General features: G+C 72.3%; 27 protein-coding genes and 1 pseudogene. 14 read left to right on the top strand and 14 right to left on the bottom strand.

The features are described from left to right. Positions 1-67 precede the first annotated feature (67 nt). Entirely contained in the window at positions 68-652 is a 585-nt protein-coding gene (locus tag ACQP03_RS25510) for a TetR/AcrR family transcriptional regulator (protein ID WP_357126771.1), read from the top strand. A 12-nt stretch (positions 653-664) separates the two neighbouring features. Then, a complete protein-coding gene (locus ACQP03_RS25515) occupies positions 665-1321 on the top strand; it encodes a lysophospholipid acyltransferase family protein (RefSeq protein ID WP_357126768.1) in 657 nt (218 codons plus the stop codon). A gap of 13 nt (positions 1322-1334) precedes the next feature. On the opposite strand, the gene ACQP03_RS25520 is transcribed toward ACQP03_RS25515, so the two are convergent. The 4 genes from ACQP03_RS25520 to ACQP03_RS25535 form a co-directional block, all read right to left on the bottom strand. Then, positions 1335-2459, bottom strand: a complete 1125-nt coding sequence (locus ACQP03_RS25520; RefSeq protein WP_357126765.1) for a glycosyltransferase family 4 protein — start codon at positions 2457-2459, stop codon at positions 1335-1337. Continuing rightward, the gene (locus ACQP03_RS25525) at positions 2456-3715 is read right to left on the bottom strand and encodes a M48 family metallopeptidase (RefSeq protein ID WP_357126762.1); all 1260 of its coding nucleotides are present in this window, start codon (positions 3713-3715) and stop codon (positions 2456-2458) included. The genes ACQP03_RS25520 and ACQP03_RS25525 overlap by 4 nt, the downstream gene beginning before the upstream one ends. Beyond that, complete coding sequence (locus ACQP03_RS25530; RefSeq protein ID WP_357126759.1) at positions 3712-3870, bottom strand: hypothetical protein; 159 nt, start codon at positions 3868-3870, stop codon at positions 3712-3714. The genes ACQP03_RS25525 and ACQP03_RS25530 overlap by 4 nt, the downstream gene beginning before the upstream one ends. A 155-nt stretch (positions 3871-4025) precedes the next feature. Then, a complete protein-coding gene (locus ACQP03_RS25535) occupies positions 4026-4259 on the bottom strand; it encodes a hypothetical protein (RefSeq protein ID WP_357126756.1) in 234 nt (77 codons plus the stop codon). A gap of 359 nt (positions 4260-4618) precedes the next feature. Between ACQP03_RS25535 and ACQP03_RS25540 the strand changes: the two genes are divergently transcribed. Both ACQP03_RS25540 and ACQP03_RS25545 read left to right on the top strand, forming a co-directional pair. After that, a complete protein-coding gene (locus tag ACQP03_RS25540) occupies positions 4619-5011 on the top strand; it encodes a hypothetical protein (protein WP_357126753.1) in 393 nt (130 codons plus the stop codon). A 23-nt stretch (positions 5012-5034) separates the two neighbouring features. Beyond that, complete coding sequence (locus ACQP03_RS25545) at positions 5035-5367, top strand: hypothetical protein (protein WP_357170660.1); 333 nt, start codon at positions 5035-5037, stop codon at positions 5365-5367. A 50-nt stretch (positions 5368-5417) separates the two neighbouring features. On the opposite strand, the gene ACQP03_RS25550 is transcribed toward ACQP03_RS25545, so the two are convergent. Together ACQP03_RS25550 and ACQP03_RS25555 are read right to left on the bottom strand one after the other, a co-directional pair. Beyond that, entirely contained in the window at positions 5418-5831 is a 414-nt protein-coding gene (locus tag ACQP03_RS25550) for a hypothetical protein (protein ID WP_355049393.1), read from the bottom strand. Positions 5832-5954: 123 nt separating this feature from the next. Beyond that, positions 5955-7385, bottom strand: coding sequence for an NYN domain-containing protein (locus ACQP03_RS25555; RefSeq protein ID WP_357126746.1), 1431 nt, complete (start codon positions 7383-7385; stop codon positions 5955-5957). Between the two features lie 127 nt (positions 7386-7512). On the opposite strand from ACQP03_RS25555, the gene ACQP03_RS25560 reads away from it, so the two are divergent. The 5 genes from ACQP03_RS25560 to ACQP03_RS25580 all read left to right on the top strand — a co-directional run bounded on the left by ACQP03_RS25560 (position 7513) and on the right by ACQP03_RS25580 (position 12963). Then, positions 7513-9267 (top strand): DEDD exonuclease domain-containing protein, encoded by a 1755-nt coding sequence (locus ACQP03_RS25560; protein WP_357170658.1) that lies wholly within the window; start codon positions 7513-7515, stop codon positions 9265-9267. A gap of 127 nt (positions 9268-9394) precedes the next feature. Next, complete coding sequence (locus ACQP03_RS25565) at positions 9395-11188, top strand: RelA/SpoT family protein (protein WP_357127304.1); 1794 nt, start codon at positions 9395-9397, stop codon at positions 11186-11188. A gap of 54 nt (positions 11189-11242) precedes the next feature. Continuing rightward, positions 11243-11788, top strand: coding sequence for an NUDIX hydrolase (locus ACQP03_RS25570; protein WP_357126740.1), 546 nt, complete (start codon positions 11243-11245; stop codon positions 11786-11788). After that, a complete protein-coding gene (locus ACQP03_RS25575) occupies positions 11785-12639 on the top strand; it encodes a sugar phosphate nucleotidyltransferase (RefSeq protein WP_363661090.1) in 855 nt (284 codons plus the stop codon). The genes ACQP03_RS25570 and ACQP03_RS25575 overlap by 4 nt, the downstream gene beginning before the upstream one ends. 36 nt (positions 12640-12675) lie before the next feature. Further along, positions 12676-12963 (top strand): Lrp/AsnC family transcriptional regulator, encoded by a 288-nt coding sequence (locus ACQP03_RS25580; protein ID WP_355049387.1) that lies wholly within the window; start codon positions 12676-12678, stop codon positions 12961-12963. A 70-nt stretch (positions 12964-13033) separates the two neighbouring features. Here ACQP03_RS25580 and ACQP03_RS25585 read toward each other — a convergent pair whose 3' ends face one another. The 5 genes from ACQP03_RS25585 to ctaE all read right to left on the bottom strand — a co-directional run bounded on the left by ACQP03_RS25585 (position 13034) and on the right by ctaE (position 18217). After that, positions 13034-13714: a DUF4142 domain-containing protein gene (locus ACQP03_RS25585; protein ID WP_357126735.1), complete on the bottom strand. Its 681-nt coding sequence runs from the start codon at positions 13712-13714 to the stop codon at positions 13034-13036. Positions 13715-13909: 195 nt separating this feature from the next. Continuing rightward, entirely contained in the window at positions 13910-15541 is a 1632-nt protein-coding gene (qcrB, locus tag ACQP03_RS25590) for a cytochrome bc1 complex cytochrome b subunit (RefSeq protein WP_355049385.1), read from the bottom strand. Then, a complete protein-coding gene (gene qcrA / locus ACQP03_RS25595) occupies positions 15538-16641 on the bottom strand; it encodes a cytochrome bc1 complex Rieske iron-sulfur subunit (RefSeq protein ID WP_355049384.1) in 1104 nt (367 codons plus the stop codon). The genes qcrB and qcrA overlap by 4 nt, the downstream gene beginning before the upstream one ends. A 64-nt stretch (positions 16642-16705) precedes the next feature. Next, a complete protein-coding gene (gene qcrC / locus ACQP03_RS25600; protein WP_357126730.1) occupies positions 16706-17545 on the bottom strand; it encodes a cytochrome bc1 complex diheme cytochrome c subunit in 840 nt (279 codons plus the stop codon). 72 nt (positions 17546-17617) lie between these two features. Beyond that, positions 17618-18217, bottom strand: coding sequence for an aa3-type cytochrome oxidase subunit III (gene ctaE, locus ACQP03_RS25605; RefSeq protein WP_357126727.1), 600 nt, complete (start codon positions 18215-18217; stop codon positions 17618-17620). Positions 18218-18325: 108 nt separating this feature from the next. Here ctaE and ACQP03_RS25610 point away from each other — a divergent pair, with 108 nt between their 5' ends. From ACQP03_RS25610 to trpD, 3 genes are all read left to right on the top strand, one after another. Then, positions 18326-19315, top strand: a complete 990-nt coding sequence (locus ACQP03_RS25610) for a cytochrome c oxidase assembly protein (protein WP_396832910.1) — start codon at positions 18326-18328, stop codon at positions 19313-19315. Between the two features lie 109 nt (positions 19316-19424). Continuing rightward, positions 19425-19820 (top strand): hypothetical protein, encoded by a 396-nt coding sequence (locus ACQP03_RS25615; RefSeq protein WP_355049380.1) that lies wholly within the window; start codon positions 19425-19427, stop codon positions 19818-19820. Between the two features lie 90 nt (positions 19821-19910). Next, positions 19911-20978, top strand: coding sequence for an anthranilate phosphoribosyltransferase (trpD, locus tag ACQP03_RS25620; protein ID WP_363661092.1), 1068 nt, complete (start codon positions 19911-19913; stop codon positions 20976-20978). A 434-nt stretch (positions 20979-21412) separates the two neighbouring features. On the opposite strand, the gene ACQP03_RS25625 is transcribed toward trpD, so the two are convergent. The 3 genes from ACQP03_RS25625 to ctaC all read right to left on the bottom strand — a co-directional run bounded on the left by ACQP03_RS25625 (position 21413) and on the right by ctaC (position 23317). After that, positions 21413-21619: a hypothetical protein gene (locus ACQP03_RS25625; protein ID WP_357126721.1), complete on the bottom strand. Its 207-nt coding sequence runs from the start codon at positions 21617-21619 to the stop codon at positions 21413-21415. A gap of 291 nt (positions 21620-21910) precedes the next feature. Then, positions 21911-22336 (bottom strand): cytochrome c oxidase subunit 4, encoded by a 426-nt coding sequence (locus tag ACQP03_RS25630; RefSeq protein WP_357126718.1) that lies wholly within the window; start codon positions 22334-22336, stop codon positions 21911-21913. Positions 22337-22345: 9 nt separating this feature from the next. Beyond that, complete coding sequence (gene ctaC / locus ACQP03_RS25635) at positions 22346-23317, bottom strand: aa3-type cytochrome oxidase subunit II (RefSeq protein WP_357126715.1); 972 nt, start codon at positions 23315-23317, stop codon at positions 22346-22348. 230 nt (positions 23318-23547) lie between these two features. Here ctaC and ACQP03_RS25640 point away from each other — a divergent pair. Beyond that, a pseudogene (locus ACQP03_RS25640) lies at positions 23548-24698 on the top strand (cysteine desulfurase family protein). Further along, positions 24695-24928, top strand: coding sequence for a sulfurtransferase TusA family protein (locus ACQP03_RS25645; RefSeq protein ID WP_355049374.1), 234 nt, complete (start codon positions 24695-24697; stop codon positions 24926-24928). Before ACQP03_RS25640 ends, ACQP03_RS25645 begins: the two are co-directional and overlap by 4 nt. Positions 24929-24981 lie beyond the last annotated feature (53 nt).

Genomic DNA, 24981 nt, shown 5'->3' on the forward strand with positions numbered 1-24981 from the left:
GCACGGGCACCCGCACCGTCGCCCACGGCCGTAGACAACGTCTACGGCGAACTGGTAGACAGTGTCTATGACCGTGGAGGAGGCCGGAGTCCGGGCCCGGCTGGTGGCGGCCGGAGTCGACCTCGTGTTGCGTGAGGGCCAGTCCGCGGTGTCCCTGCGGGAGATCGCCCGTCGGGCGGGCGTGTCGCACGGCGCCCCGCGCCGCTACTTCCCCACCCACGTCGACCTGCTCTCGGCCATCGCCCGGGAGGGCTTCGCCGACCTCACCGCCCGGGTGGAGCGGACGATCCACGCGGCCGGTACGGAGCCGCGTACCCGACTGGTCGCGCTGGCCCGGACGTACCTGGACTTCGCCGCCGGGCACCGCGGCATGTTCGAGCTGATGTTCCGCCACGACCTGCTGGCCAGCAGTCGTCTACGGCTGCGCGAGACGAGCCTGCCGCTGTTCACCCTCCTGACCGACCTGGTTGCCCAGACACGCCAGCCGACCGCCCCGCCCGCGCCGGTGGTGGCCGGCGCGCTCTGGGCCAACCTGCACGGCATCGCCCAGCTCTGGGCCTGGGGCAGCCTGCCGCTGGCCACCGGCGACCGCGACGACGACACCGTGCTGCGGGCCGCGCTCGACGCGTACCTCGGCCCCGCGCGGAACTGAACGGGAGAAGACGTGCCCCTGCTGTACGACCTCAGCAAACTGACCGTCGGCTCAGCCCTGCGACTGGGCTGGCGACCCCGCGTCCAAGGCCTGGAGCACCTGCCCCGCCGAGGCGGGGCGATCCTCGCCAGCAACCACCTGTCCGTCGCCGACCAGGTGGTCCTCGCCTGCCTGACACCCCGACACGTGACGTTCTGGGCCAAGGCCGAGTACTTCACCGGCAGCTGGCTCAGCCGGCACGTCGTGGCCGGCATGGGCGCCATTCGCGTCGAGCGCGCCGGCGGCCGGGCCGCCCTCACGGCCTTCGACGCGGCCGTGCCGGTGTTGCGCGCCGGCGGTCTCGTCGCCATCTTCCCGGAGGGCACCCGGTCCCCCGACGGGCGGCTCTACCGCGGCCGCACCGGAATGACCCGGTTGGCCCGCGACGCCGAGGTCCCGATCATCCCGGTCGGCGTACTCGGCACCGCCGAGGTGTTGCCGGTCGACGCGCGAATCCCCCGCCGACACCCGGTCGCCCTGCGCTTCGGCCCGGCGATCCCGGTCGCCGACCGCATCACCGGGCCGCGCGACATCCGGGCCATCACGGACGAGGTGATGGCCGCGATCCAAGGGCTCACCGACCAGGAGTACGTCCCCCGCTACGCCCCGCCCCGGCAACCCCGCGCCTGAGCGGCGGCGGCGGTCAGCCGGCCAGCAGAGCCGCCATCCGCTGCGCCTGCGCCTCCCAGCGCCACTCCCGCTCCACCCACGCCCGGCCGGCCGCCCCGAGTTGGCGGGCCAGGTCCCGGTCGCCGAGCAGCCGGGCGACCCGGTCGGCGAGCTGGGCGACGTCCCGGCCACGGACCACGTACCCGGTCTCGCCCTCCCGGACCGCGTCGGGCGCGCCGCCGGAGTCGCCGGCCACCACCGGCAGGCCGGTCGCGGACGCCTCCAGGTAGACGATGCCCAGCCCCTCCACGTCCAGGCCACGGTTGCGGGTACGGCAGGGCATGGCGTAGACGTCGCCGGCCGCGTAGTGCGCGGGCAGGTCGGCCGCCGGCACCGAGCCGGTGAAGACCACGTCCCGCTCGACGCCGGTCTGGCGGGCCAGCTTCTCCAGAGTGGCCCGGTACGGCCCGCCGCCGACGATCAGCAGCGCCGCGTCGGGCACCCGGCGGCGGATCTCCGGCAGTGCCCGGATCAGCATGTCCTGGCCCTTGCGCGGCACGAGACGCGACACGCAGACCACCACCGGCCGGTCGGTCAGCCCCAACCGGGCCCGGACCGGCTCGCCGTCCACCGACGGGTGGTAGGCGTCCACGTCCACGCCCGGCGCGAGCCGCCGCAGGTCGGTCACCCCGGCCAGCACCCGGGCGAGCCGGGCGCGCGTGTACTCGCCGAGGTAGGTGGTCACGTCGACGCCACGCCCGATGCGCCGCAGCGCCGGCCGCGCGGCCGGCAGCGCCGCCCAGCCGACCTCGTGGCCGTGGGTCTGCGCCACCACCCGGCGTACGCCCGCGCGCCTGCGCAGACCGGCGGCGAGCAACCCCAGCGGGGCCGCCGCGCCGAACCACACCGTGTCGCAGTCGTACGTGCGGGCGAGCCGGGCCGCGCGCCGGGCGATCAGCGGGGTGGGCAGGAGCACCCGGGTGCGTTCCCGGATCACCTCGAACGGCTGGTCGGCGTCGAACTTCTCCGCACCACGCCAGCTCGACGCGTAGACGACCACCGACCCCGCCGGCTGACGCACGGCGAGGTTGTGCACGAAGGACTGGATGCCCCCCGGGCGGGGCGGAAAGTCGTTCGTGATCAGCAACGTGCGGCTCATCGGCGTGCCTCCCGGGCGTACGCGCGGGCGGCGGCCATCCGCTCCACCGTGGACGGATGCGAGGCCGAGTAGAGGTATTCCCACCGCGGCGGGTCGGGGTCGCCCAGGTTGACCGTGCCGAGACGGCGCTGCATCGACTCGAAGGCCGCCGGGTCGCCGGTGAGCGCGAGCGCGTGCGCGTCGGCCCGCGCCTCCACCCGCCGCGACACCAGCGCCTGCACCGGGGTGGCGACCAGACCAGCCACCGTGACCAGGGCAATTACCAGTGGAAACGCGCGTGGATGGGCGATCGAGTCGACACCGGCCAACCGCAGCAGCAGCCCCCACGAGCCGAGCAGGTAGAGGGCCACCACCGCGGCGGCGACTCCCAGCGCCCCGGTCAGCGTGCCCACCGCCACGTCGGAGTCCTTCGCGTGGCCCAGCTCGTGCGCCACCACGGCCGTCACCTCGGCGGGGTCGGCCTCGCGCAGCAGCGTGTCATAGACGACCACCCGGCGGGTCGGGCCGAGGCCGGAGACGTACGCGTTGACCGCCGTGGTCCGCCGGGAGGCGTCGGCGACGAGCACGTCGCGCACCGGCACCCCGTCGCGGGCGGCCATGCTCATCAGCTCGGTGCGCAGCGCACCCTGCTCCATCGGGGTGAACTTGTTGAACACCGGCTCCACGAGCACCGGCAGCACGAATGACAGCAGCACCACCAGCAGGGCCGCGCCCGCCGCGCCGAGCGCCCACCACCAGCGCGGCGCGAGCCGGATGACCAGGTAGAAGCCGAACAGCGCCACCGCACCGATCACGGCGCTCACCGCGTACGACTTGAGCAGGTCGACGGCCCAGCCACTCCAGGAGTTGGTGCTGAGCCCGTAGCGGGTCAGGACGGTCTGCCGCCAGGCGGAGAACGGGAGGGTGAGCAGGTCGGCGACGAGCACCACGGCGAGGCCGCCGAGCACCGCCTGGGCGATCCAGTGCCCACCGAAGGGCCGGCCCACCAGCTCGACCAGGCGACCGCCCAGCGGGGTGAGCCCCAGCGCGACGGCGATCAGCAGCCCCACGGCGAGCGCGGCGTAGCCGCCGGGGCGCAGCGCGGCGCGGAACTCCCGCCCCCTGGCCACCTGGTCGGCCGGGAGATCCCGCAGAGCGGCGAGCTGGTCGGCACGGGGGGCCGGGGGCCGGTGCCAGGGCACGAACACGGCGACGGTCACCAGCAGGGCCACCGTCAACCCGGCCAACGTCAACAACGCCCAGCCGCGCGGGCTCACCGGCGCACCGCCGTGGCCACCACGCTCAACGCCCGGTCACGATCACCCCGGCACACGGCGGCGTCGGGCCGCCGCGCGTGGCCGCGCCACCGCCACACGGCACCGGCGCGCGGGGCACCGACGGGCCCGTCGTGCTCGCGTCGTACCCCGCTCATCCCGCCGCTCCTCCCGCCGTGACCGCCCATCCTATGGCCCGCGAAAAGCCCGCTTCGGGTGCGGTGACGCACTTCGCCGACGCGGCCCCCGCACGGCTGTGCTCAGCGCCCGCACGGCTCGTCGACGGCCATCCGGCCGGCCCCGGGGCGAGGGCTCAGGCCACCCGGCGGACCCGACGCGCGCCAGCGCCGGGCCGGGCGGGCGCGTCGGGCCGGGCGGGCGCGGCCAGCACCTCGACGTCGAAGCCGGCCCGGGCGAACACCTCGATCGCCTCAACCTCGGCGGCGACCAGCCCGGCCGCCGGGGACGTGTCGTCGAACAGGGCGGTCAGCGGGCAGCCGGAGCAGCCGTCGGCCCGCTTCGCGCACCCGTCGCAGTCGATGAGCATCACGCCTCCTGATCGCTCGCGATGCGCGGCCGACACCCTGTCGTCGCCACCCGAGCACCGTCGGTCACATCGACGTTATCCACCGGGTACGACAGAACCGCCCGTTGAGGGCTAGATCGACTCCAGATCAGCGAAATCGGGGTATCCCGAACGGCCGGACAGCCCGACATCGCCGACCTCGCGCGGGCGCACCCCGTCGAATCGCCGGTCAACTGCCGGTCAAGCGCCTGTTTCGTCGATCCAGGTCACTGCGATCGTGGTGCTACGTCCGGGCCACGCCGGGCGAGGCCCCAGCCCTGGCCGTCGGTCCGGGCCGAACGGAACGGGTCGCACCACCCTGACTCAACGGAGGCTTCGACATGCGCGGACCATCTTCGACCACACGCTCCCGGCTCACCGCCGTCGCGCTCCTCGCGGGCGTCACGACGGCCGCGGGCGGGCTCGTCGCCACGCCGGCGCAGGCCACCTCGGCACTCGGCTGCAACTACCCCCGCGTCTGCTTCTGGGTGAGCGGCAACCCGTACGACGGCGCGCCGCCGACCGCGTCGTTCCAGGACACCTACTACCAGACCCTCGGGTCCCGCAGTAAGGGCGCGGACTGGGTCTACAACAGCCGCAACGACGACGGCGCGAAGATCTTCTACTCCAACAACGACTGGGTCTGCGTCTCCCCGGGCGAACTGGCCTACCTCGAGCCGTACGGCTACGCGGTCGCCATCGACATCATGGACTCCCCGTACTGCTCCTACTGACCCGCTCACCGGAGGTTGACGACATGAATCCACGACGTCTCCTGGCCGCCTGCGCGGTCGCGGTGACCGCATCGGTCGGCCTGGTCGCCACCCCGGCGTTCGCCGGTGGTTACTTCACGACGAAGACGGACCTGAACCTGCGCTACTGCCAGTGGCTGAACAATTCGCAGTGCTCGGTCATCCTGACGATCCCGAAGGGCCAGTCGGTCTACCTGAACTGCTGGGCGACCGGATCGTCGGTCAACGGCGACACCGTCTGGTACAACGCCTTCTACGGCAACGCGAGCGGCATGCTCGCCGGTGACTACATGTACATCGGCCACGACCCGAACCCCGCCGTCTCCCGCTGCGTCTGACACGCCGATCCGGCCGCTGGCGCTGACGCGCCAACGGCCGGATCCGTACGTCACGGGTAGTAGACCCGAGGGCTGGTGTAGGTGCCGTGAAACGCTCCGCTGCACGTGTAGACCTCGACCACCGCCACGGCGGAGCCCTTGAAGTTGTTCATCACGTTGACGTTGCGGCTGATCGGCCCGAACCGGCCGGTCCGGTTGAGGTCGTAGTAGATCCAGGAGGTGTTGCCGTTGTTGCTGGTCCGCAACTGGAGGTACGCCGTGCACCGGGATCCGTCCGGGGTGGCGTTCATGTAGAAGTCACCCACCACGGTCTGGTTGGAGCCCTGGTACGAGATGCACGAGCTGATCGGGTAGGCCCCGGTGCAGCCGCCACCCGAGGCCGCCTGGGCCGCTGCCGGGGCGACCAGGAGCGCCGCCAGTGTGACCACCGTGCCGAGGATGGTGCCCAGCAGTCTCTTTCCCATGTCGTTCGCCTGCCTTCGTCCGGTGCCCGGCGGTGCCGGGCGGATGCGGACACCGTCGCCGACCGGACCTGCCGGAACCTCGCCAAATTCTTGCCCGCCCCGACAGCCTGCCCGGACGTGCGGTCAGGAGCGGGCGAGGCGGCGCAGCAGCGAGTCGGCCCCCAGCGGATACGCGCCGTGCCGGCGTACCCCGTCGGCGACCTCGCGGTCGGACGAGACCACGACGACCGGACGGCCCGCCGGCTCGGCGCGGACCAGGCGTCGGATCAGCTCGTCGGCGGTCTCGCCCTTGCGGGAGAAGAGCACCCGTACGCCGCGCGGGGCGGGCGGCAGCCCGTGCATCCGCTCGGCGCCGTCGAACACGACGGTGACCTCGTCGCCGGTCTGCGCGGCGATACCGCCCAGCCCGGTGATGAGGCGCTTGCGCTGCTGCTCCAGCGACATCTCGCCGAAGCCGCGCTTGGTGACGTTGTAGCCGTCCACGACGAGGTGCGCCCGGGGCAGGGCGAGCAGCTGGTCGAGCCGGGCCGGGTCGTCGGTGTCGCGGGCGCGCGCGGCCGGGCCCGCCGGGGCGGTACCGGGCTGCTCGGCGAACGCGTCGGCGACGAAGTCGGCGGGGAGCTTGTCGACCGGGTCGAGCGCCAGCTCCCGGCGCAGCCCGACGGCGGCCTGACCGATGGTCTCCAGCAGCAGCCAGAGGCGGGCGTCGTCGACCGAGCGGGCCTCCTTGGCGCTGGCCCGGGCCACGCCGGCGGCGGCCTCCGCCTCGGCGAGCCGGGCGCGGGCGCGGCGCAGCTCGGCGTCGACGTCCGCGCTGGCGCGCGCGGCCCGGCCGCGTTCGGTGGCGAGAAGTTCGCTGGCCTTGCGCTCGCGGGCCTGCGTCTCGCGAAGGGTACGGGCCAGCTGACGGGACTCCTCACGGAGCTGGCCGAGTTCCTCGCGGACCCGGGCCAGCTCGTCGCGGAGCTTGTCGGCCTCGACCCGGGCCACCGCCCGGTCGTGTTCGGCGCGGGTGGCCCGCTGCTCGGCCTCGCGGACCAGTTCGGCGACGACGGCGCTGTCCGCCTCGGCGCGGACCGCCGCGCCGCTGGCGTCGATCAGCTCCCGCCAGCCGCGCGGCCGGACCAGATACGCCAGTGCGGCCACCTCGACCGGGTCGGCGGCGGCCGGCGCGGTGCCCTCGACCACGGCCGCCCCGAGGTCACCGGCGTCGGCCAGCACCCGGGCGGTGACCCGCTGCCGGAACAGCGGGTCGGCGGTGAGCTGGGCGGCGATGGCCGGAGCGCCGAGACGGGCGCGCCGGTTGGGGGCGAACTTGGCCACCCGCCGCAACGGCACCGGCACCTCGTCGCCGGGGAGGCTGGGTAGCACGGCGGCGGTCAGCGCCACGATCCGTTGCCGGACCGGCTCGGGCAGCGTCGGCTCCGGCTCGATCGTCGGATCACCGCCCGAATCGGCGGGAGTGTCACTGGCGTCCGGATCGCTCACCGCGCCGTCGCGGGCGACCGGATCCTCCTGCGGGAGGTGGTCGTCGTGCGGCTCGGCGAGGGGCATGTGGCAAGTCTCCCACCGCTGGCGGGCCCACCGCCTGGTGAGTGAGCCGATCTCTCATCCTAGCCCCCTGGTGACTGCTGGGACCTCTGCGACGGGAGTGTCGGACCGGGGCGCTAGCGTGCCGCCGATGGCACAGGCGGAGTACGTCCAGGAGTCACTGGCCGGTCTCGACCCGGCGGTGGGCGGGGTGGACCCGGCCCTGCCGCTGTACGCGACGACCTTCGTGGTGGTCGACCTGGAGACCACCGGCGGCGCGCCGGACGGCGGCGGGATCACCGAGATCGGCGCGGTCAAGGTGCGCGGCGGCGAGGAGCTGGGGGTGCTGGCCACCCTGGTCAACCCGGGGCAGCCGATCCCGCCGTTCATCACCGTGCTGACCGGGATCACCCAGGCCATGCTGCTGCCGGCCCCGCCGATCGAGGAGGTGCTGCCCAGCTTCCTGGAGTTCATCGCCGACGCCGTGCTGGTGGCCCACAACGCCCCGTACGACGTGGGTTTCCTCAAGGCCGCCTGCGCCCGGCACGGCTACCGCTGGCCCAACCCTCGCGTGCTGGACACGGCGGCGCTGGCCCGGCGGGTGCTGACCCGCGACGAGGTGCCCAACCGCAAGCTCGGCACCCTCGCGGCGTACTTCCGCACCGCCACCCAGCCCACCCACCGGGCGTTGGACGACGCCAAGGCCACCGTCGACGTGCTGCACGGTCTGATCGGCCGCCTCGGCGGGCACCGTGTCGACACCGTCGGCGACGCCATCGAGTTCGCCCGCGCGGTCACCCCGACGCAGCGCCGCAAGCGGCATCTGGCCGAGGGGCTGCCCAGGGTCCCGGGGGTCTACATCTTCCGGGCCGCCGACGACCGGCCGCTCTACGTCGGCACCTCGGGCGACATCGCCACCCGGGTGCGCAGCTACTTCACCGCCGGCGAGAAGCGCGCCCGGATCTCCGAGATGCTGGCCGCGGCCGAGCGGGTCGAGGCGGTGGAGTGCGCGCACTCGCTGGAGGCGGAGGTCCGCGAGCTGCGGCTGATCGCCGCGCACGCGCCTCCGTACAACAGGCGGTCGAAGTACCCGGAGCGGATGGTCTGGCTCAAGCTGACCGACGGGCCGTACCCCCGGTTGTCGATCGTGCGCGACATCTCCCCCACCGACACCGCCTACCTCGGGCCGTTCACCTCCCGGCGGGCCGCGGAGCTGGCCGCCGCCGCCTTCCACGACGCGGTCCCGCTGCGCCAGTGCACGCACCGGCTCTCGCTGCGCACCGTCACGCCGGCCTGCGCGCTGGCCGAGCTGGGTCGCTGCCCGGCGCCCTGCGAGCACCGGATCACCCCCGAGGAGTACGACGACAGAGCCGTCGAGCCATTCCGGACGGCCACCACGAGCGACCCGCGGCCGGTGGTGGACGCGCTGCTGGCCCGGATCGACGTGCTCGCGGCCGACCAGCGCTACGAGGAGGCCGCCGTGGTGCGGTACCGGCTGGCCGCGGTGCTGCGCGCCACGGTGCGGATGCAGCGGTTGGCGGCGCTGACCGGGATCGCCGAGCTGGCGGCGGCCCGACCGGCCGCCCGGGGCGGCTGGGAGCTGGCCCTGGTACGCCACGGTCGGCTGGCCGGCGCCGGGGTGTCCCCGCCGGGCGTCCACCCGCGACCCACGCTGAACGCCATCCGGGCCACCGCCGAGACGGTGTCGGGTGGGCACGGGCCGGTGCCGTCGGCCACCGCCGAGGAGTCCGAGCGCATCCTGTCCTGGTTGGAGCGGCCGGAGACCCGGTTGGTCGAGATGTCGTCCGGTTGGTCCTCACCGGCGGGCGGCGCGGGGCGCTTCCGTGACCTGCTGGCGAAGGCCGAGAGCGGGGCGTCGCACCAACTCTCGACCGAACGCTCATGACCAACTGACCGATCGGACTACGTCGACTCGCTTAGGCTGTTAAGGAAGTGCAGTCCTGCCCGTTTCGTGGGCCTGCTCCGTTCACCGGGTCCGGTGACCGCGGAGCCGGGGTGAGGAGGTGTCCCTCGTGGACGTCGACGCCGGACACGGCGCCGCCCTGGGGGGCGCCCTGCCAACCCAGTCGGGCGAGCTGCCCCTGACCCGCCGACTGCGGTCGTTGCTCACCTGGCCGACCACCGACTCCGACCCGGTCACCCACCTGGTCCGCACCCATCGGGGCATCCACGCCGGCACCGATCCGGCGGTGCTGCGCCGGGCGTACACGATCGCGGAAAATATGCACCGCGGGCAGTTCCGCAAGAGCGGCGAGCCGTACATCACCCATCCTCTCGCGGTGGCGCAGATCTGCGCCGAGCTGGGCATGGACACCACCACCCTGGTCGCGGCGCTGCTGCACGACACGGTCGAGGACACCCGCTACACGCTCCAGGCGCTCTCGGAGGACTTCGGCCACGAGGTGGCCCACCTCGTCGACGGGGTGACCAAGTTCGACAAGGCGTTCTACGGCAAGGCCGCCGAGGCGGAGACGGTCCGCAAGATGATCGTCGCCGCCGCCAAGGACGTCCGGGTGCTGATCATCAAGCTAGCCGACCGGCTGCACAACATGCGTACGCTCGGGGTGCGCTCGGCGGCGTCCCGGGAGCGGATCGCCCGCAAGACGCAGGAGGTCCTGGTCCCGCTCTGCGACCGGTTGGGCATCCAGACCCTCAAGCGTGAGCTGGACGACGTGGTGCTGCTGCACCTGGAGCCCGACGAGCACGCCCGGCTGGCCCGGCACGTGCACGACCGGCCCGGCTGGGAGGCCTACCTCGACGCCGTGGTCAACCGCGCCCGCGCCGCGCTCAAGCGCAGCCGGGTCGACGCCGAGGTGAGCCCCCGTCCCCGGCATCTCTACTCGATCTGGAAGGACACCGTCGCCGGCGGCCACACCGCGCCGTACGACCTGCCCCGCATCTCGGTGGTGGTCGACGGCCCGGCCACCGACTGTTACGCGGCGCTGGGCGCGATCCACGGCACGTGGCGGCCGGTAGCGGGCCGTTTCAAGGACTTCATCGCCTCGCCGAAGAACAACCTCTACCGCTCGCTGCACACCAGCGTCTGCGGCCCGCAGGACCGTACGGTGGAGGTGCTGATCCGCACCCAGGAGATGCACCGCGCGGCCGAGTACGGCATCGCCGCCGACTTCCGCTTCCCGCGCTCGGGCAGCGGCAGCGCGGCGGCCCGGGCCGAGCAGTTGGACTGGCTGCGCCGCGTGCTCGACTGGGAGCCGGAGGCCGCCGACCCGGCGCAGTTCTACGAGTCGCTGCGCTGCGACCTCGCCGAGGGCCAGATCCAGGTCTTCGCCGACGGCCGTCAGGTGGTGCTGCCGGCCGGCGCCACACCCGTCGACCTGGCGTACGAGCTGGGCAATCATCGCGGTGACCACTGCCTCGCGGCCCGCATCAACGGCCGGCTCGCGCCGCTGAGCTCGGAACTGGACGAGGGCGACGTGGTGGAGATCTTCACCGAGAACGACGCCGACAACGGCTTCGAGGCCGCCGCCGCCCCGCGCGGCCCCCGCAAGGAGTGGCTGGGCTTCGTCAAGTCGCCGCACGCGCAGATGCAGATCAACAGGTGGTTCGCCGAACACACCGAGCCGGGCATCACGATCAGCGACAAGGTACGCCTCGGTCGGGCCACCATCGGTCTCGCCCTGCGCCAGCACAACCGGGGCCTCGCCAGCGACCTGCCGCTGCTGCGGCTCTCCGAGGAGTTGGGCTACCCCGACCTGGAGACCCTGCTCGTCGCGGTCTTCGACCGGGTGATCGAACCGGACGCCGTGGTACGCCAGCTCATCGACCTGGTCGACCATCGACAGTGACTCGGGCGTGCCCCAGCGCGTCCGAGGGACATTCGTGACCACTAGCCTGGGGTCATGATCCCCCGTTCCCGCGCCACCGGTCGGGCCGTCTTCTACCAGGCCTTCTACCGGCTGCCGCTGCCGGTGCGCCGGCGTCTGGTCCGACTCGCCGTACCGAAGTACATCGTCGGCGCGGTCACGTTGGTCCGCGACACCGAGGCGAGCGGCGCGGGTCGGTTGCTGATGCTGCGCCAGCCTCCCGGCAACAAGGGCTGGTCGCTCCCCGCCGGCCTGCTGAACCGGGGTGAGCCCCCGGTCGTGGGCGCGGCCCGCGAACTGTTCGAGGAGTCCGGCGTCCGGCTGCCGCCGTCCCGGCTGCGCCCCGCCGTGCCGAACGCGATCGTGCACGCCAAGGGCTGGGTGGACATGGTCTTCGAGGCGGAGGTGCCGGCGTCCAGCACCGAACTGGTGGTGGACGGCGGGGAGGTCTTCGAGGCCGCCTGGCATCGGTTGGACGACCTGCCCAAGCTCACCTGGCCGACCGCGCGGTTGCTCGCCTACTACGACATCGGGCCGCTGGCCGGGCAGTTCCCGCCGCCGGTGCCCGACACCGCGCCATGACCAGGGCGAGCTGGCCGAGGGACGTCTGCGCGGTCGTGCTCGCCGCGGGCGAGGGCACCCGGCTGCGTCCGCTCACCGAACGGGTGCCCAAGGCGCTCTGCCCGGTCGGTAACGTGCCGCTCCTGGACCGGGCCCTGGATCGGTTGGCCGGTCTGGGCCTGAGGAGTCCGGCCCGGGTCGCGGTGAACGCCTGCTACCTCGCCGACCAGGTGGTCGCGCACGTCGGCGACCGCGCCCACCTGTCGGTGGAGCCCGGCGACCCGCTCGGCACGGCGGGCGGGGTGGCGAACCTGCGGGACTGGATCGACGGCCGAGGAGTCCTGGTCGGCAACGCCGACGCGTACCTGGCCGAGCCGGCCACCGCGCCGGGCCCCGACGTGGCCGCGCTGCTCGACGGTTGGGACCGGGACTCCGTACGCCTGCTCGGGCAGCCCGCCGCCGACCCGCACGCGCCGGGTACCTTCGCCGGGCACTGCTTCACCGGTTTCTCGCTGCTGCCGTGGCGACTGGTCCGCGACCTGCCGGTGGTCATGTCCGACCTGGTGCGCGCGGTGTGGCGGCCGGCGGAGGCGGCCGGGGCGCTCGACGTGGTGCCGTACGCGGGCACCTTCTACGACACCGGGACGCCGGCCGACTACCTGGCGGCCAACCTGCACGCGGCGGCCGGCGGCGTGCTCGTCGACGAGTCCGCCACGGTGCCCGGGAACTGCGTCGAATCGGTGGTCGGCGCCCACGCCCGGGTCGACGGCGACGTGCGACGCAGCGTGATCTGGCCGGGCGCGACCGTGCGAGCGGACGAGCGTCTGCGGAACGTGATCCGCTTCGGCGACGGCGGGACGGTGCAGGTCTAGCATGGGCGACGACGCCGACGAACGGAGAAGTGCCCCGTGATCACCGCGATCGTGCTGATCGACTGCGCCACCGACGCGATCCCCGAGGTGGCCGATGCCCTGGCCAACGTCCCCGGCGTCAGCGAGGTCTACTCGGTGGCGGGGCACGTCGACCTCATCGCCATCGTCCGGGTCCGCGAGTTCGACCAGATCGCGCAGGTCATCGCGGGCAGCATCTCCAAGGTGCCGGGTGTGCTGAACACGGAGTCGCACATCGCGTTCCGGGCGTACTCGAAGCTCGACCTTGAGGAGACGTTCGCGATCGGCCTCGCGGACGCCGACTGACCCGCAGCCCGCATGCGCCGCGGCCGGTCCACCCCGCGTGGGGTGGACCGGCCGTCGCGCTACCGCGAGATCAGCTCTCGCTGGGAGCGGGCCGCTCGGTGGTGCCGAGGCCCGGTTCCGGCGACTCGGTGATCCCACCACTCGGAGCCGGCGACTCGGTGACGCCACCCGGAGCCGGCGACGAGGTGCCCGGGCTGGGCGTGCCGCTGGCGCTGGTCTGCGGGACCGGGATGCCCAACTGGTTGGCCAGCTGGACCAGCTCGTCGTAGTGCGCCTGCAGCGTCGGCAGGGCGGTCTGGGCCAACTGGACCACCGACTGCTCGGAGCCCTGTGAGATCTCCGTCTGGGTGGCCTGGATGGCCTGGACGTGACCGGCCAGCTCACTGGTCACCCAGAGCCGGTCGAACTCCGTCCCACTGACGTTGTTCAGCTTGTCGATGACCGCCTGCTGATCGGTCGTGGGCTCGTTCGGCAGCTGGACGTTGAGCTGCGACGCGGTCTGCTGCACCGTCTGGTCCAGCTGGGTGTGGTCGGTCTTGAACATCGCGCCCAGGTCCTTGACCCCCTGGTTCTGGCCCTTCTGCTGAGCCAGGTCACCGGCGGTGATCTCGAAAAGGTTCACCTGGTGCACCGCCTGCAGGTACTGGGTGTCCTGCGTCGACGGCTGTGCCGCCGCCTGGGCGGCTGCTGCCGGCGCGACACCCACCAGCACCAGCGCGGCCAACAGGCCGAGGCGTTTGAGACCCAACATGCTTCCCCCCCTAGAGACGTTGGATCGCACGGATACCCGGCTCACGGGGGTTATTCCTGCGATCGCCCGGCGCGCGGGGTCGACCGGTCCCGCCGTGCCCGTCCGACTCCTGCTCGGTTGGGCGACCGGACACCGGAAACGGCGTGACGCCCGCCGGAAGTCCGGCGGGCGTCACGTGACGGTGCTGTCGGGAGGTCAGCGGCGGCTCTCGCCGCTGCCGATCTCCGCACGATCTCCCCGGGGCTCGACCGGCGGGTGACCCGGCGAGACCGGCGCCTCGACCGGCTTCTCGATCGGGTAGAAGAAGCCCCGGACCGCCGGGCCGAGGGCCCCGAGCCGGTTCATCTTCTTCGGTACCACCCAGCCGACGTACTCCAGCTCACCGTGGCCGTCCGCGTGCCCGTTCGACGCGCTGAGCGGCTGGTGGACCTCGATGAACCGACCGTCCGGCAGACGCCGGATGATGCCGGTTTCGACGCCGTGCGCGAGCACCTCCCGGTCGTGCTGCTGCAGACCCAGGCAGAGCCGGTAGGTGACGTAGTACGCCAGCGGCGGAACCACGAGCAGACCGACCCGGCCGGCCCAGGTCATCGCGTTCAGGCTGATCTGGAACTTGTCGGCGATCACGTCGTTGGCGCCCGAAAGCGTCAGCACGATGTAGAAGGCGACGGCCATGGCGCCCACGGCCGTACGGGCCGGAACGTCGCGGGGCCGCTGGAGCAGGTTGTGGCTCTTGCGGTCCTTGAGGTGCCGGGCCTCCAGGAACGGGTACATCGTCGACAGGCCGACCAGGATGCCGGGCAGCACGACAGTGGGCCAGAACAGCGGCGGGATGACGTACCCGTCGCCGATCGGGATGTTGATCTGCCAGGCCGGCATGAGTCGCGTCGAGCCGTCGAGGAACATGACGTACCAGTCGGGCTGGCTGGCGGCCGAGACCACCCACGCCTCGTACGGCCCGAACAGCCAGATCGGGTTGATCTGGAACAGACCGCCCAGCAGCGCGATGACGCCGAAGACGACCATGAAGAAGCCGCCCTGCTTCAGCGCGTAGCGGGGGAACATCCGCTCGCCGACCACGTTGTTGTTGGTCCGGCCGGGGCCGGGCCACTGGGTGTGCTTCTGCTTGAAGACCAGACCCAGGTGGGCGCTGATCAGCGCGAGCAGCAGGCCCGGGATCAACAGGACGTGGGCGATGAAGAACCGGCTGATGATGATCGTGCCGGGGAACTCGCCACCGAAGACCGATGACGTCACCCACGAGCCCACCACCGGGATGGACAGCATGATCGCGGAGGCGATCCGCAGACCGGTGCCGGACAGGCCGTCGTCCGGCAGCGAGTAGCCGGTGAAGCCGGCCAGGAAGCCGACCCAGAACAGCAGCGAGCCGATGATCCAGTTGGTCTCGCGCGGCTTGCGGAAGGCGCCGGTGAAGAACACCCGCAGCATGTGCACGACGATCGCGGCCATGAACAGCAGCGCCGCCCAGTGGTGCATCTGCCGCATCACCAGACCACCCCGGACGTCGAACGACAGGTCCAGGCTGGAGGCGTACGCGGCGGACATCGGGGTGCCCTGCAACGGCGCGTAGCTGCCGTCGTAGACCACCTCGGTCATCGCCGGCTCGTAGAAGAAGGTCAGGAACACACCGGTCAGCAACAGCACGATGAACGAGAACAGCGCGATCTCGCCCAGCAGGAACGACCAGTGGTCCGGGAAGACCTTGTTCAGCAGCTTGCGCAGCGGCGTGGCCACCGCGAAGCGGTCGTCCACCCCCGCCGCGGCCTTGCCCGGCGTGGCCGCCAGGTCAAACTTTCGACGCTTCATGGCCGCTCCCAGAAATCAGGCCCGACGGTCTCGGTGTAGTCGGACTTCGCCACGAAGAAGCCCTCGGAGTCCAACTCGATCGGCAGCTGCGGCAGCGACCGGCTGGCCGGGCCGAAGACGGGCCGGGCGTTGTCGGTGATCAGGAACTGGGACTGGTGGCACGGGCAGAGCAGCCGGTTGGTCTGCTGCTCGTAGAGGCTGGCGGGGCAGCCGGCGTGCGTGCAGATCTTGGAGAACGCCGCGTAGTTGCCCCACATGTAGTCCTTGTGGTGCTTCTGCGTCTCGCCGGGGCGCGAGTTGGCCTCGCGGGATTTCTGGGCGTCCGCGTCGCGCAGGTGGATCAGCAACGTCGGCGAGTCGGCGTGCCGGTTGCTCACGCCGTGCTCGATGCCGGGGAAGACGGTCAGCTGACCACCGGCGCTGATGTCCGCCGGGCGCACCGGGCGGCCGTCCTCGCGGACCAGGCGGATCTTCTGCCCGTTCTCCGTCGGGGCGAACCCGGTGGTGAACATCTGGTTGTTCTTGTGCGGCTGGGAGATCAGGCCGCCGACCAGCGGCGCCGCCGCGACCGCGGCGACCGGCGCGAGACCGGCCAGCAGCGAGATGCCGAGCAACGGACGACGCTTGATGCCCATCTCGTCGGCCAGGTAGAGCATGGTCTGGCCGGTGATGGTGCGACCCTCGGAGTCGACCTGGCCCTCGTGCCGGTCCTGGATCGAGACCTCCTTGGGCAGCAACTTCTTGCCCCAGGTCAGGATGCCGAAGCCGACGGCGAGCAGGGCCACGCCGAGGGTGGCGCCCAGCAGCGGCGTGTAGAACTTGTCGCCGCCGCGACCCGGCTCGTACTGCCACGGCCACCAGATGTAGATGGCCAGGAAGGCGGTCGCCGCCAGACCGGTGATCAGGAAGAACCCGGCCACCACGCGGGTGAGCCGACGCTCCGCCTTGGTGCCCGGCAGCACCTGCGGCTCGTAGTGGACGATCTCGATGTCGTCCCGACGCGCGCCCTCGCGGACGATGTCGAACCGGCTCAGCCTGGGGTCGTTCACGTCGAGCGGCTCCGGGCCCTGCGAGGCCTGGTGCTCGGTGTGCGTGCTCATGCCGTCACCTCGCTACGGGTGGCGCCGAGCGGCACCACGGCGGTGGAACTGAAGATCCGCTCGGTCACGACTTACCCGCAATCCACAGGCTAGCGAACACGAGCGCCACGATGCCAACCAGGAAGATCGCCAGGCCCTCGGTGGACGGCCCGTACCGACCGAGGTTGAACCCGCCCGGGTCCTGGTCGGTCTTCAGCGTCTCCTGGATGTAGGCGATGATGTCGGCCTTCTGCTCCGGAGTGATCTGGTTGTCGCCGAACACCGGCATGTTCTGCGGACCGCTCAGCATCGCCGCGTAGATCTGCCGGTCGGTCGCGGGGTGCAGGCTCGGGGCGAACTTGCCCGAGGAGAGCGCACCGCCGCCACCGCCGAAGGCGTGGCACTGCGAGCAGTTGATCCGGAACAGCTCGCCACCGGCCGCGACGTTGCCGCTCTTGTGCAGGTCCTCTTCGGTGCCCGGGACGACCGGACCGCCGCCGAGTTCCTGGATGTACTGGGCGAGCTGCCGGGTCTGCTCGTCGGTGAAGACCGGGGGCTTGCGGTGCGCCTGGGCCTCCTGGCGGGCCAGCGGCATCCGGCCCGAGCTGACCTGGAACTCGACCGAGGCCGCGCCGACGCCGATCAGGCTCGGCCCGCGGCCCTCGACGCCCTGGGCGTTGCGCCCGTGGCAGGTCACACAGCTCACGTCGAACAGCGCCTTGCCCTCGGCTGCGGCACCGGTGAGCGGCGGATTGTCCTGCGCCTGCGCACCGGGCGCGAAGACGGTGTAGGCGCCGCCGGCGAGCATCAGCGCCGCGATCAGCCGGACCGCGGCGCCCAGCCGGCGGCGGCCCCTGCTGCGCGCGGCGGGCCGCCCGCGCAACCGCGCGAGCAGGCCGCGTCGGCGGTCGTTGTCAGAAGTCATGAGCTGTGTCCTTAACCGGTTGGACCTTGTCTCAGGGGACGGAGCAGCGGCGCGGTTCGTGACGCGCCAAGATCACTGAAGCCAGTAGATCATGGCGTACAGGCCGATCCACACGACGTCGACGAAGTGCCAGTAGTACGACACGACGATCGCCGAGGTCGCCTGCGCCGGGGTGAACCGGCCCATGGTCGTGCGGACCATGAAGATGATGAAGGCGATGAGACCGCCGGTCACGTGCAGGCCGTGGAAACCGGTCGTCAGGTAGAACATCGAGCCGTAGCCGTCGGCGTTGATCCTGACGCCGTCCTCCACCAGGTGGCGGTACTCGTTCACCTGGCCGAGCACGAAGATCAGGCCCATCACGAAGGTGACGGTGAACCAGCGGCGCAGCGCGTGCACGTCACCCTTCTCCGCCGCGAAGACGCCGAGCTGGCAGGTCACCGAGGACAGCACCAGGATCACCGTGAAGGTGGTCGCGTACGGGATGTTCAGCGACTCGGTGTGCTTCTCCCACTGCTCCGGCGCAGCCGCGCGGATCGAGAAGTACATCGCGAAGAGCGCCGCGAAGAACATGAGTTCGCTGGAGAGCCACACGATCGTCCCCACGCTGACCATGTTGGGTCGCGTCAGAGAGTGGATCCGGCTCTTGTCAATGGCTGGGGCCGCAGTCACGCCGTCATTATTGCCCCTGACCGGGGCCGGCGATCAGCGGGGTGGCAAACCTGCGCCTTCCGTGGCCCGGGCGTCAGGGTCCGGTTCGCCTGGCCTAGCCTGAAAAGCGTGCTGCACGTCGATCCCATCCTCGCCGCCACCTCGGCCCTCCCGGCCGATGTGCTCGCGGCCACCTCGGCGGGCCCGTCGACGCTGGCCGCCGGGGCCGAGGCGACCCCGCCACCGTTCACCATCGGCGCGGTGCTGACCGAGACCCGGTTGGACAGCTGGCTGGCCCTCGGCCTGGTGCTCGCCGCCGGCCTCTACCTGTACGGGGTGCACCGGCTGCGCATCCGGGGCGACCGCTGGCCGGTCGCCCGTACCGTCTTCTTCCTCGGCCCCGGCCTCGGCGGCATCGCGCTCGTCACGGTCAGTGGGCTGCACGCCTACGACACCGCGCTGCTGTCGGTGCACATGGTCCAGCACATGGTGCTCTCCATGGTGTCGCCGATCTTCCTGGCACTGGGCGCGCCGATGACGCTGGCCCTGCGGACCCTGCCGGTCGGGCCGCGCAAACGCCTCCTGGCGATCGTGCACAGCCGGATCGCCCGGGTCTACAGCTTCCCGCTGGTGGCGTTCGCCATCTTCGTGGTCAACCCGTTCGCGCTGTACTTCAGCGACCTGTACCGCTTCACGCTGGAGCACGCCTGGGCGCACGAGCTGGTGCACGCGCACTTCATCATGACCGGCTGCGTGTTCTTCTGGCCGCTGCTCGGCCTCGACCCGCTGCCCGGCCGCTGGCCGTATCCGGCGCGGGCGCTGCTGATGCTGCTCTCCGTGCCGTTCCACACCGTGCTCGGGCTCACCATCATGCAGAGCACCACGCTCTTCGGCGGCGACTGGTACCCCTCGCTCAACCTGAGCTGGTCCGACCCGAAGGCCGACCAGGTGGTCGCCGGCGGCATCCTCTGGGCCGGCGGCGAGTTCGTCAGCGTCACCATGCTCGCGGTGCTGGTCGTGCAGTGGGTCAAGCAGTCCGAGCGGGAGGCCCGCCGCGTCGACCGCGAGCTGGACCGCCAGGAGGCGCGCGAGCGCGCGGCCGAAGCCCCGACGGCCTGAGCTGCGCAGACGGCACGCCCGACGCGCGGGAAGCGGGCGGCGTGTCAGGTACGTCACGTCGGCCGGTACGATCGGCGGGCAGCTACGAGGTTGGAAGCGGAGTGTCGGCATGAGTGAGCGTCTGTGCACCGTCCTGCTCTACAGCGACGACCCGCAGGTCCGTGACCGGATGCGGCTCGCCGTGGGCACCCGGCCCGCGCCCGGCCTGCGGATCGAGTTCGTCGACGCGTCGACCTACGCCGAGACCATCCGGCTGGTCGACGACTACGAGATCGACCTGCTGCTGCTCGACGGCGAGGCCAGCCCCGGCGGCGGCATCGGCATCGCCCGGCAGATCAAGGACGACCGGGACGACGCGCCTCCCACCTGCCTCGTGATCGCCCGCGCCGCGGACCGATGGCTCGCCGCGTACGCCGAGGTCGACGCGACGCTGGTGCACCCGCTCGACCCGGTGACCACCGGCAGCACGGTGGCCGAGTTGCTGCGGACGCACGCACCCGCCTGACGTCCCCGCGCCACCCGGCACCGACACGGCGCCGGCCGAGCCTGCGCCGGTTCCAGCCCACCCGCACTTCGTACGCTCGGGAGGCCCGCCATGGGCGATCGGACCTGGCCGCACCTGCTCAACTCGCTGCTGCGCGGCGAGGAGCTGTCCACCGGCGACACCGCCTGGGCCATGGGCGAGATCATGGCCGGCTCGGCGGGTGCCGCCCAGGTGGCCGGCTTCGCGGTGGCGCTGCGGGCCAAGGGTGAGACCTCGGCCGAGCTGGCCGGCCTGGTGGAGACGATGTTGAGCCGGGCCGTCCCCGTCGACCTGCCCGACGAGCTGCGTTCCACCGCGCTGGACGTCGTGGGCACGGGCGGTGACCTCGCCCACACGGTCAACATCTCCACCATGGCCGCGCTTGTCGTCGCGGGCGCGGGTGTCCGGGTGGTCAAGCACGGCAACCGCGCCGCGTCCTCCTCCTGCGGCACCGCCGACCTGTTGGAGTTCCTCGGCGTCCCGCTCGACCTCGACCCCGACGCCATCGTGCGGTGCGTCACCGAGGCGGGCATCGGGTTCTGCTTCGCCGCCCGCTTCCACCCGGGCATGCGGCACACCGGGCCGGTCCGCCGGGAGCTGGGCGTCCCCACCGTGTTCAACTTCCTCGGCCCGCTGACCAACCCGGCCCGACCCCGCGCCGGCGCGGTCGGCTGCTTCGACGCGCGGATGGCCCCGGTGATGGCCGGCGTGTTCGCCGCCCGTGGCGACTCGGTGTTGGTGATGCGCGGCGAGGACGGCTTGGACGAGTTCACCACCGCCGCGCCGACCCGGATCTGGGCGGCGCAGAACGGCACCGTACGAGAGGCCGTGCTGGACGCGAGCGACCTGGGCGTACCCCGGGCCACCCTGAGTGACCTGCGCGGCGGTGACGCCGCGTACAACGCCGGTGTGGCCCGTCGCCTGCTGGCCGGTGAGACCGGCCCGGTGCGCGACGCGGTCCTGGTCAACGCGGCGGCGGCGCTCGCGACGCAGGGGCCGCTCGACGGCGACCTGACCGAGGCGCTGCGCGCCGGCCTGGACCGCGCCGCCGAGTCGATCGACTCGGGCGCGGCGGCGGGCGTCCTGGAGCGCTGGATCGAGACCGCGACCACCACGGCCGAGGCCGCGACCACCGCCTGATCCGCGCCGCCCGTCCCACCGGATCGGCCGGCACGCGCGGCCGCGTCTGACCAGGTAGGGGAGGTGGGGGGCGACAGTACGACGGAATGCCCCCACCTCGGCGACGCGGGGGTGTCGGCGCGGCGGTATACCGCCCCATCGGCGATCTGGCGGCGACAGCACGGCGAGACACCGCCACATCGGCGACCTGCGGCGACAGCACAGCGAGACACCGCCGCATCGGCGATCTGGGCACGGCGTCGCGTCGGTCGCCGCGATGTCCGGGCGGCCGAGGGCGGCGTGCGTCAGGCGGCGCGGCGGCGGGTGCCGTGCGTCAGGCGGCGCGGCGGCGGGTGCCGTGCGTCAGGCGGCGCGGCGGCGGGTGCCGTGCGTCAGGCGGCGTGGCGGCGGGTGCCGTGCGTCAGGTGCCGTGCGTCAGGCGGCGGTGCCGTGCGTCAGGCGGCGTGGCGGCGGGACGGCTGGCGGCGTCGGCGCTCGGCCAGCCGAGTGACGGGCGCGACGAACGTGGTGATCACCACGGCCGCGCCGCAACCGGCGCAGACCAGCTCGGGACAGTCGCTGCCGTGGCCGTCGACGCAGGGCGGCGCCTCGAACGGCGTCACGCCCGCACAGACGTCGCAGTAGAGATCGCGGTGCGACATCGGGCGTCTCCTCTCACTCCAGGCGACCCGCCCCCGGAACGTGACAACGACGCACAACGGAAGCGAAGAACTACTCGCCTGTAGTTTCCCACGCGGGTCCGACAAATCTCCGCGCCCGCCCCGGACCGCGCCGCCTCGGGTGATCCACCCCGACATCACTGAAGGCGGGGTGTTCGGGCCACCCGGACACCCCGAATTCCGGGAACCCGGGTCGATCAAGCGCACCTCACGACGAAGGCCCGCTCCCCCGGTCGGGGTGCGGGCCTCCGTGGCGGTACGCGATCTCGTCGATCAGTGCTCGGCGGTGCGCCGGGTGCCGCTGTAGTACTCGAACAGCAGGCCGCAGGCGGCGAAGACGACCGCCACCAGGCCGAGACCGATCAGCCAGAACTGCCAGAACACCAAGCCCAGCGCGGCGATCGCAGCGGCCAGCGCCAGACCGAACGGCCAGTAGCTGCCCGGGCTGAAGAAGCCGACCTCACCGGCGCCGTCGGCGATCTCGGCGTCGGCCCGGTCCTCGGGGCGCAGGTCGATACGGCGGGAGACGAACCAGAAGAAGCCACCGCACATCGAGCAGAGCAGGAACGACAGCGCCAGGGCGACGGTGCCCACCCACTCGATGTTGCCGGACTCACCGTGCGTCCAGGCGCCGTAGAGGATGGTCGCGCCGAAGAGGAACCCGGCGATGATCAGGAAGATACGCCACTCGGTCTTCATGCGGCTGCCTCAGCTTCCCGTGCCGGCCGGAGCGTCGTCCGGGTTGAAGTTGCTCTGCGTCCGTCGGGTGTCGAACGGCTTCGTGGTCTGCGCGTACGGCTCCTCGCCGATCTGGGCCAGCGCCTCCTGGGTGGACTTGCCACCCTGCTTGGCCGCGAGGAACTGGTCGTACTTCTCCGGCGACACGACCCGCAGCTCGAAGTTCATGAACGCGTGGTAGCTGCCGCACAGCTCGGCGCAGCGGCCGACGTACGCGCCCTCGGCGTCGAGGCTGGAGACCTCGAAGACGTTACGGATCTTGCCCGGCATGACGTCCCGCTTGAACAGCAGCTCCGGCACCCAGAAGGAGTGGATGACGTCGCGGCTCGTCTCCTCGAACCGGATGGACCGGTTGGTCGGCAGCACGAGCACCGGGATGACCTCGCTGGTGCCGAGCGTCGACGCGGTGGTCTTGGCCTCCGTGCCCTGACCGTCGCGGTAGTTGAACTGCCAGTTCCACTTGAACGCGACGACCTCGACCGTGACGTCCGGGTTCTTCGACAGCTTGTCGACGTCGGTCTGCACGATCGCCGTGTAGTAGAAGAGCACGGAGACGATCAGGATCGGCGCGATGGTGTAGAGGAACTCCATCGGCAGGTTGTAGCGGGTCTGCACCGGCAGCGCGTTGCCACGCTTGCGGTACCGCACGACACACCAGAAGATCAGGCCCCACACGAAGACGCCGACCGCGAGCGCGGCGACGCAGGAGGCGATCCACAGGTCGTACATCCGGTGCGACTCGGGCGTGATGCCGCCCTGGGGCCAACCGAAGCCGTCGAACGTCTTGCCGACGTCACAGCCCGTGAGCAGAACCAGCAGCGCCACGCCCCCGAGACCGAGCCCGGCCAGCCGACCGGCACCACGTCCCCGGCGTCCACCGACCCGTGGGGCAGCACCGTGCCGTACGGCCGACGGCCGTACCTCCGAACTCCTTGCGACCACCTGGTCCTGCCTCCCTAGCGCGCCGCGGTGCGTCGTTCGTCAGCACCGGCGGCAAAGGCGTCACCGACGGTCGCAGATTACTCGACCATGACGGACTCGGCCGTGGTGGGGTCACTGTCCGCCCCCATCGGGGGGATCCTGGGCATAACGTCGCGATAGCGTGGGGACCCGTGAGTGCGAGGAGTGAGCCGGGGTTGCGAGCCCCGCAGTCGCGAGCAGAAGGCGGCGCCGTGAGCGCCTCTTCGGTGTACCTGGACGCGGCGACGGCCGCGCCGCTGCATCCGGTCGCCCGGCAGGCGCTGCTGGCGGCGCTCGAGGACGGCTGGGCCGACCCGGGGAAGCTCTACAGCCAGGCACGCCGCGCCCGGCAACTGCTCGACGCCGCCCGCGAGGCCGCCGCGCAGACGCTCGGCGTCCGCGCCGACGAGCTGTCCTTCACCCCCAGCGGTACGACGGCAGCCCACGGCGCGGTGCTCGGCGCGCTGGCGGGACGGCGTCGGGTCGGGGCGACGCTGGTGCACTCGGCGATCGAGCACTCCGCCGTCCTGCACGCCGCCGAGCGGCACGTGGCGGCCGGCGGCGCCGCCACCGCCGTACCTGTCGACCGGATGGGCCGGCTGGACCTGACCGGCTGGTCGGACGCCGTCGGCGCTCCCGGGGTCGCGCTGGCGGCGCTGATCAGCGCCAGCCACGAGGTGGGCACCGTGCAGCCGGTCGCCGAGGCGGCGGCCGTCTGCGCGGACGCCGGGGTTCCGCTGTACGTCGACGCGGCGCAGTCGGTCGGACGGGTGCCGCTGCCGGCCGGCTGGTCGGTGCTCAGCGCCAGCGCCCACAAGTGGGGCGGGCCACCCGGGGTGGGGTTGCTGGCGGTGCGCAAGGGCACCCGCTGGGAGTCGCCATGGCCGGCCGACGAGCGGGAGGGTGGCCGTACCCCGGGGTGGTGAACCTGCCCGCGGTGGTGGCGGCGGCGGCGAGCCTGCGCGCGGCGGCGGCCGACGCGGCCGCCGAGGCGGCCCGGCTGTCCCCGCTGGTGGATCGGATCCGGGCGCGGGTCGCGGCGGAGGTGCCCGACGTGGAGGTGGTCGGCGACCCGGTGCTGCGCCTGCCGCACCTGGTGACGTTCTCCTGCCTGTACGTGGACGGCGAGACGTTGCTGCACGCGCTGGACCGACGGGGGTTCGCGGTGTCGTCCGGTTCGTCCTGCACGTCGTCCACGCTGCGGCCGTCGCACGTGCTGGAGGCGATGGGGGTGCTCTCGCACGGCAACGTGCGGGTCAGTCTGCACCGGGACACCAGCGACGAGGACGTCGAGCGGTTCCTCACCGAGCTGCCCGGGATCGTCGCCGGCCTGCGGGCCGACGCCGGGGTGGTCGGGCTGTGACGATGCCGGACGAGGTGATCGACTGCCGGGGTCAGCGCTGCCCGCTGCCGGTGATCGCGGCGGCCCGGCGGATGCCGCAGGTGCCGGTCGGCACGGTCGTCCGGGTGCTGGCCGACGACCCGGCGGCGGCGGTCGACCTCCCGGCGTGGTGCCGCATGCGCGGCCAGGAGTACCTGGGCGCCCTAACAGGCCCCGAAGGCCCCGCCTACGACATCCGCCGCACCCACTAACCCCCACCCCCCTCCCCGGCGATCTTGCCTTTCGGTGCCGACAAGAGCGGACA

It is taken from the genome of Micromonospora sp. CA-248212 (genome assembly GCF_050948405.1).
Classification (GTDB): Bacteria; Actinomycetota; Actinomycetes; order Mycobacteriales; family Micromonosporaceae; genus Micromonospora.

Coding starts and splice junctions, on each gene's coding strand:
- ACQP03_RS25510 (WP_357126771.1), top strand. CDS start 68: ATGACCGTGGAGGAGGCCGGAGTCCGGGCCCGGCTGGTGGCGGCCGGA.
- ACQP03_RS25520 (WP_357126765.1), bottom strand. CDS start 2,459: ATGAGCCGCACGTTGCTGATCACGAACGACTTTCCGCCCCGCCCGGGG.
- ACQP03_RS25530 (WP_357126759.1), bottom strand. CDS start 3,870: ATGAGCGGGGTACGACGCGAGCACGACGGGCCCGTCGGTGCCCCGCGC.
- ACQP03_RS25535 (WP_357126756.1), bottom strand. CDS start 4,259: ATGCTCATCGACTGCGACGGGTGCGCGAAGCGGGCCGACGGCTGCTCC.
- ACQP03_RS25540 (WP_357126753.1), top strand. CDS start 4,619: ATGCGCGGACCATCTTCGACCACACGCTCCCGGCTCACCGCCGTCGCG.
- ACQP03_RS25545 (WP_357170660.1), top strand. CDS start 5,035: ATGAATCCACGACGTCTCCTGGCCGCCTGCGCGGTCGCGGTGACCGCA.
- ACQP03_RS25550 (WP_355049393.1), bottom strand. CDS start 5,831: ATGGGAAAGAGACTGCTGGGCACCATCCTCGGCACGGTGGTCACACTG.
- ACQP03_RS25555 (WP_357126746.1), bottom strand. CDS start 7,385: ATGCCCCTCGCCGAGCCGCACGACGACCACCTCCCGCAGGAGGATCCG.
- ACQP03_RS25560 (WP_357170658.1), top strand. CDS start 7,513: ATGGCACAGGCGGAGTACGTCCAGGAGTCACTGGCCGGTCTCGACCCG.
- ACQP03_RS25570 (WP_357126740.1), top strand. CDS start 11,243: ATGATCCCCCGTTCCCGCGCCACCGGTCGGGCCGTCTTCTACCAGGCC.
- ACQP03_RS25575 (WP_363661090.1), top strand. CDS start 11,785: ATGACCAGGGCGAGCTGGCCGAGGGACGTCTGCGCGGTCGTGCTCGCC.
- ACQP03_RS25585 (WP_357126735.1), bottom strand. CDS start 13,714: ATGTTGGGTCTCAAACGCCTCGGCCTGTTGGCCGCGCTGGTGCTGGTG.
- qcrB (WP_355049385.1), bottom strand. CDS start 15,541: ATGAAGCGTCGAAAGTTTGACCTGGCGGCCACGCCGGGCAAGGCCGCG.
- qcrA (WP_355049384.1), bottom strand. CDS start 16,641: ATGAGCACGCACACCGAGCACCAGGCCTCGCAGGGCCCGGAGCCGCTC.
- qcrC (WP_357126730.1), bottom strand. CDS start 17,545: ATGACTTCTGACAACGACCGCCGACGCGGCCTGCTCGCGCGGTTGCGC.
- ACQP03_RS25615 (WP_355049380.1), top strand. CDS start 19,425: ATGAGTGAGCGTCTGTGCACCGTCCTGCTCTACAGCGACGACCCGCAG.
- trpD (WP_363661092.1), top strand. CDS start 19,911: ATGGGCGATCGGACCTGGCCGCACCTGCTCAACTCGCTGCTGCGCGGC.
- ACQP03_RS25625 (WP_357126721.1), bottom strand. CDS start 21,619: ATGTCGCACCGCGATCTCTACTGCGACGTCTGTGCGGGCGTGACGCCG.
- ACQP03_RS25630 (WP_357126718.1), bottom strand. CDS start 22,336: ATGAAGACCGAGTGGCGTATCTTCCTGATCATCGCCGGGTTCCTCTTC.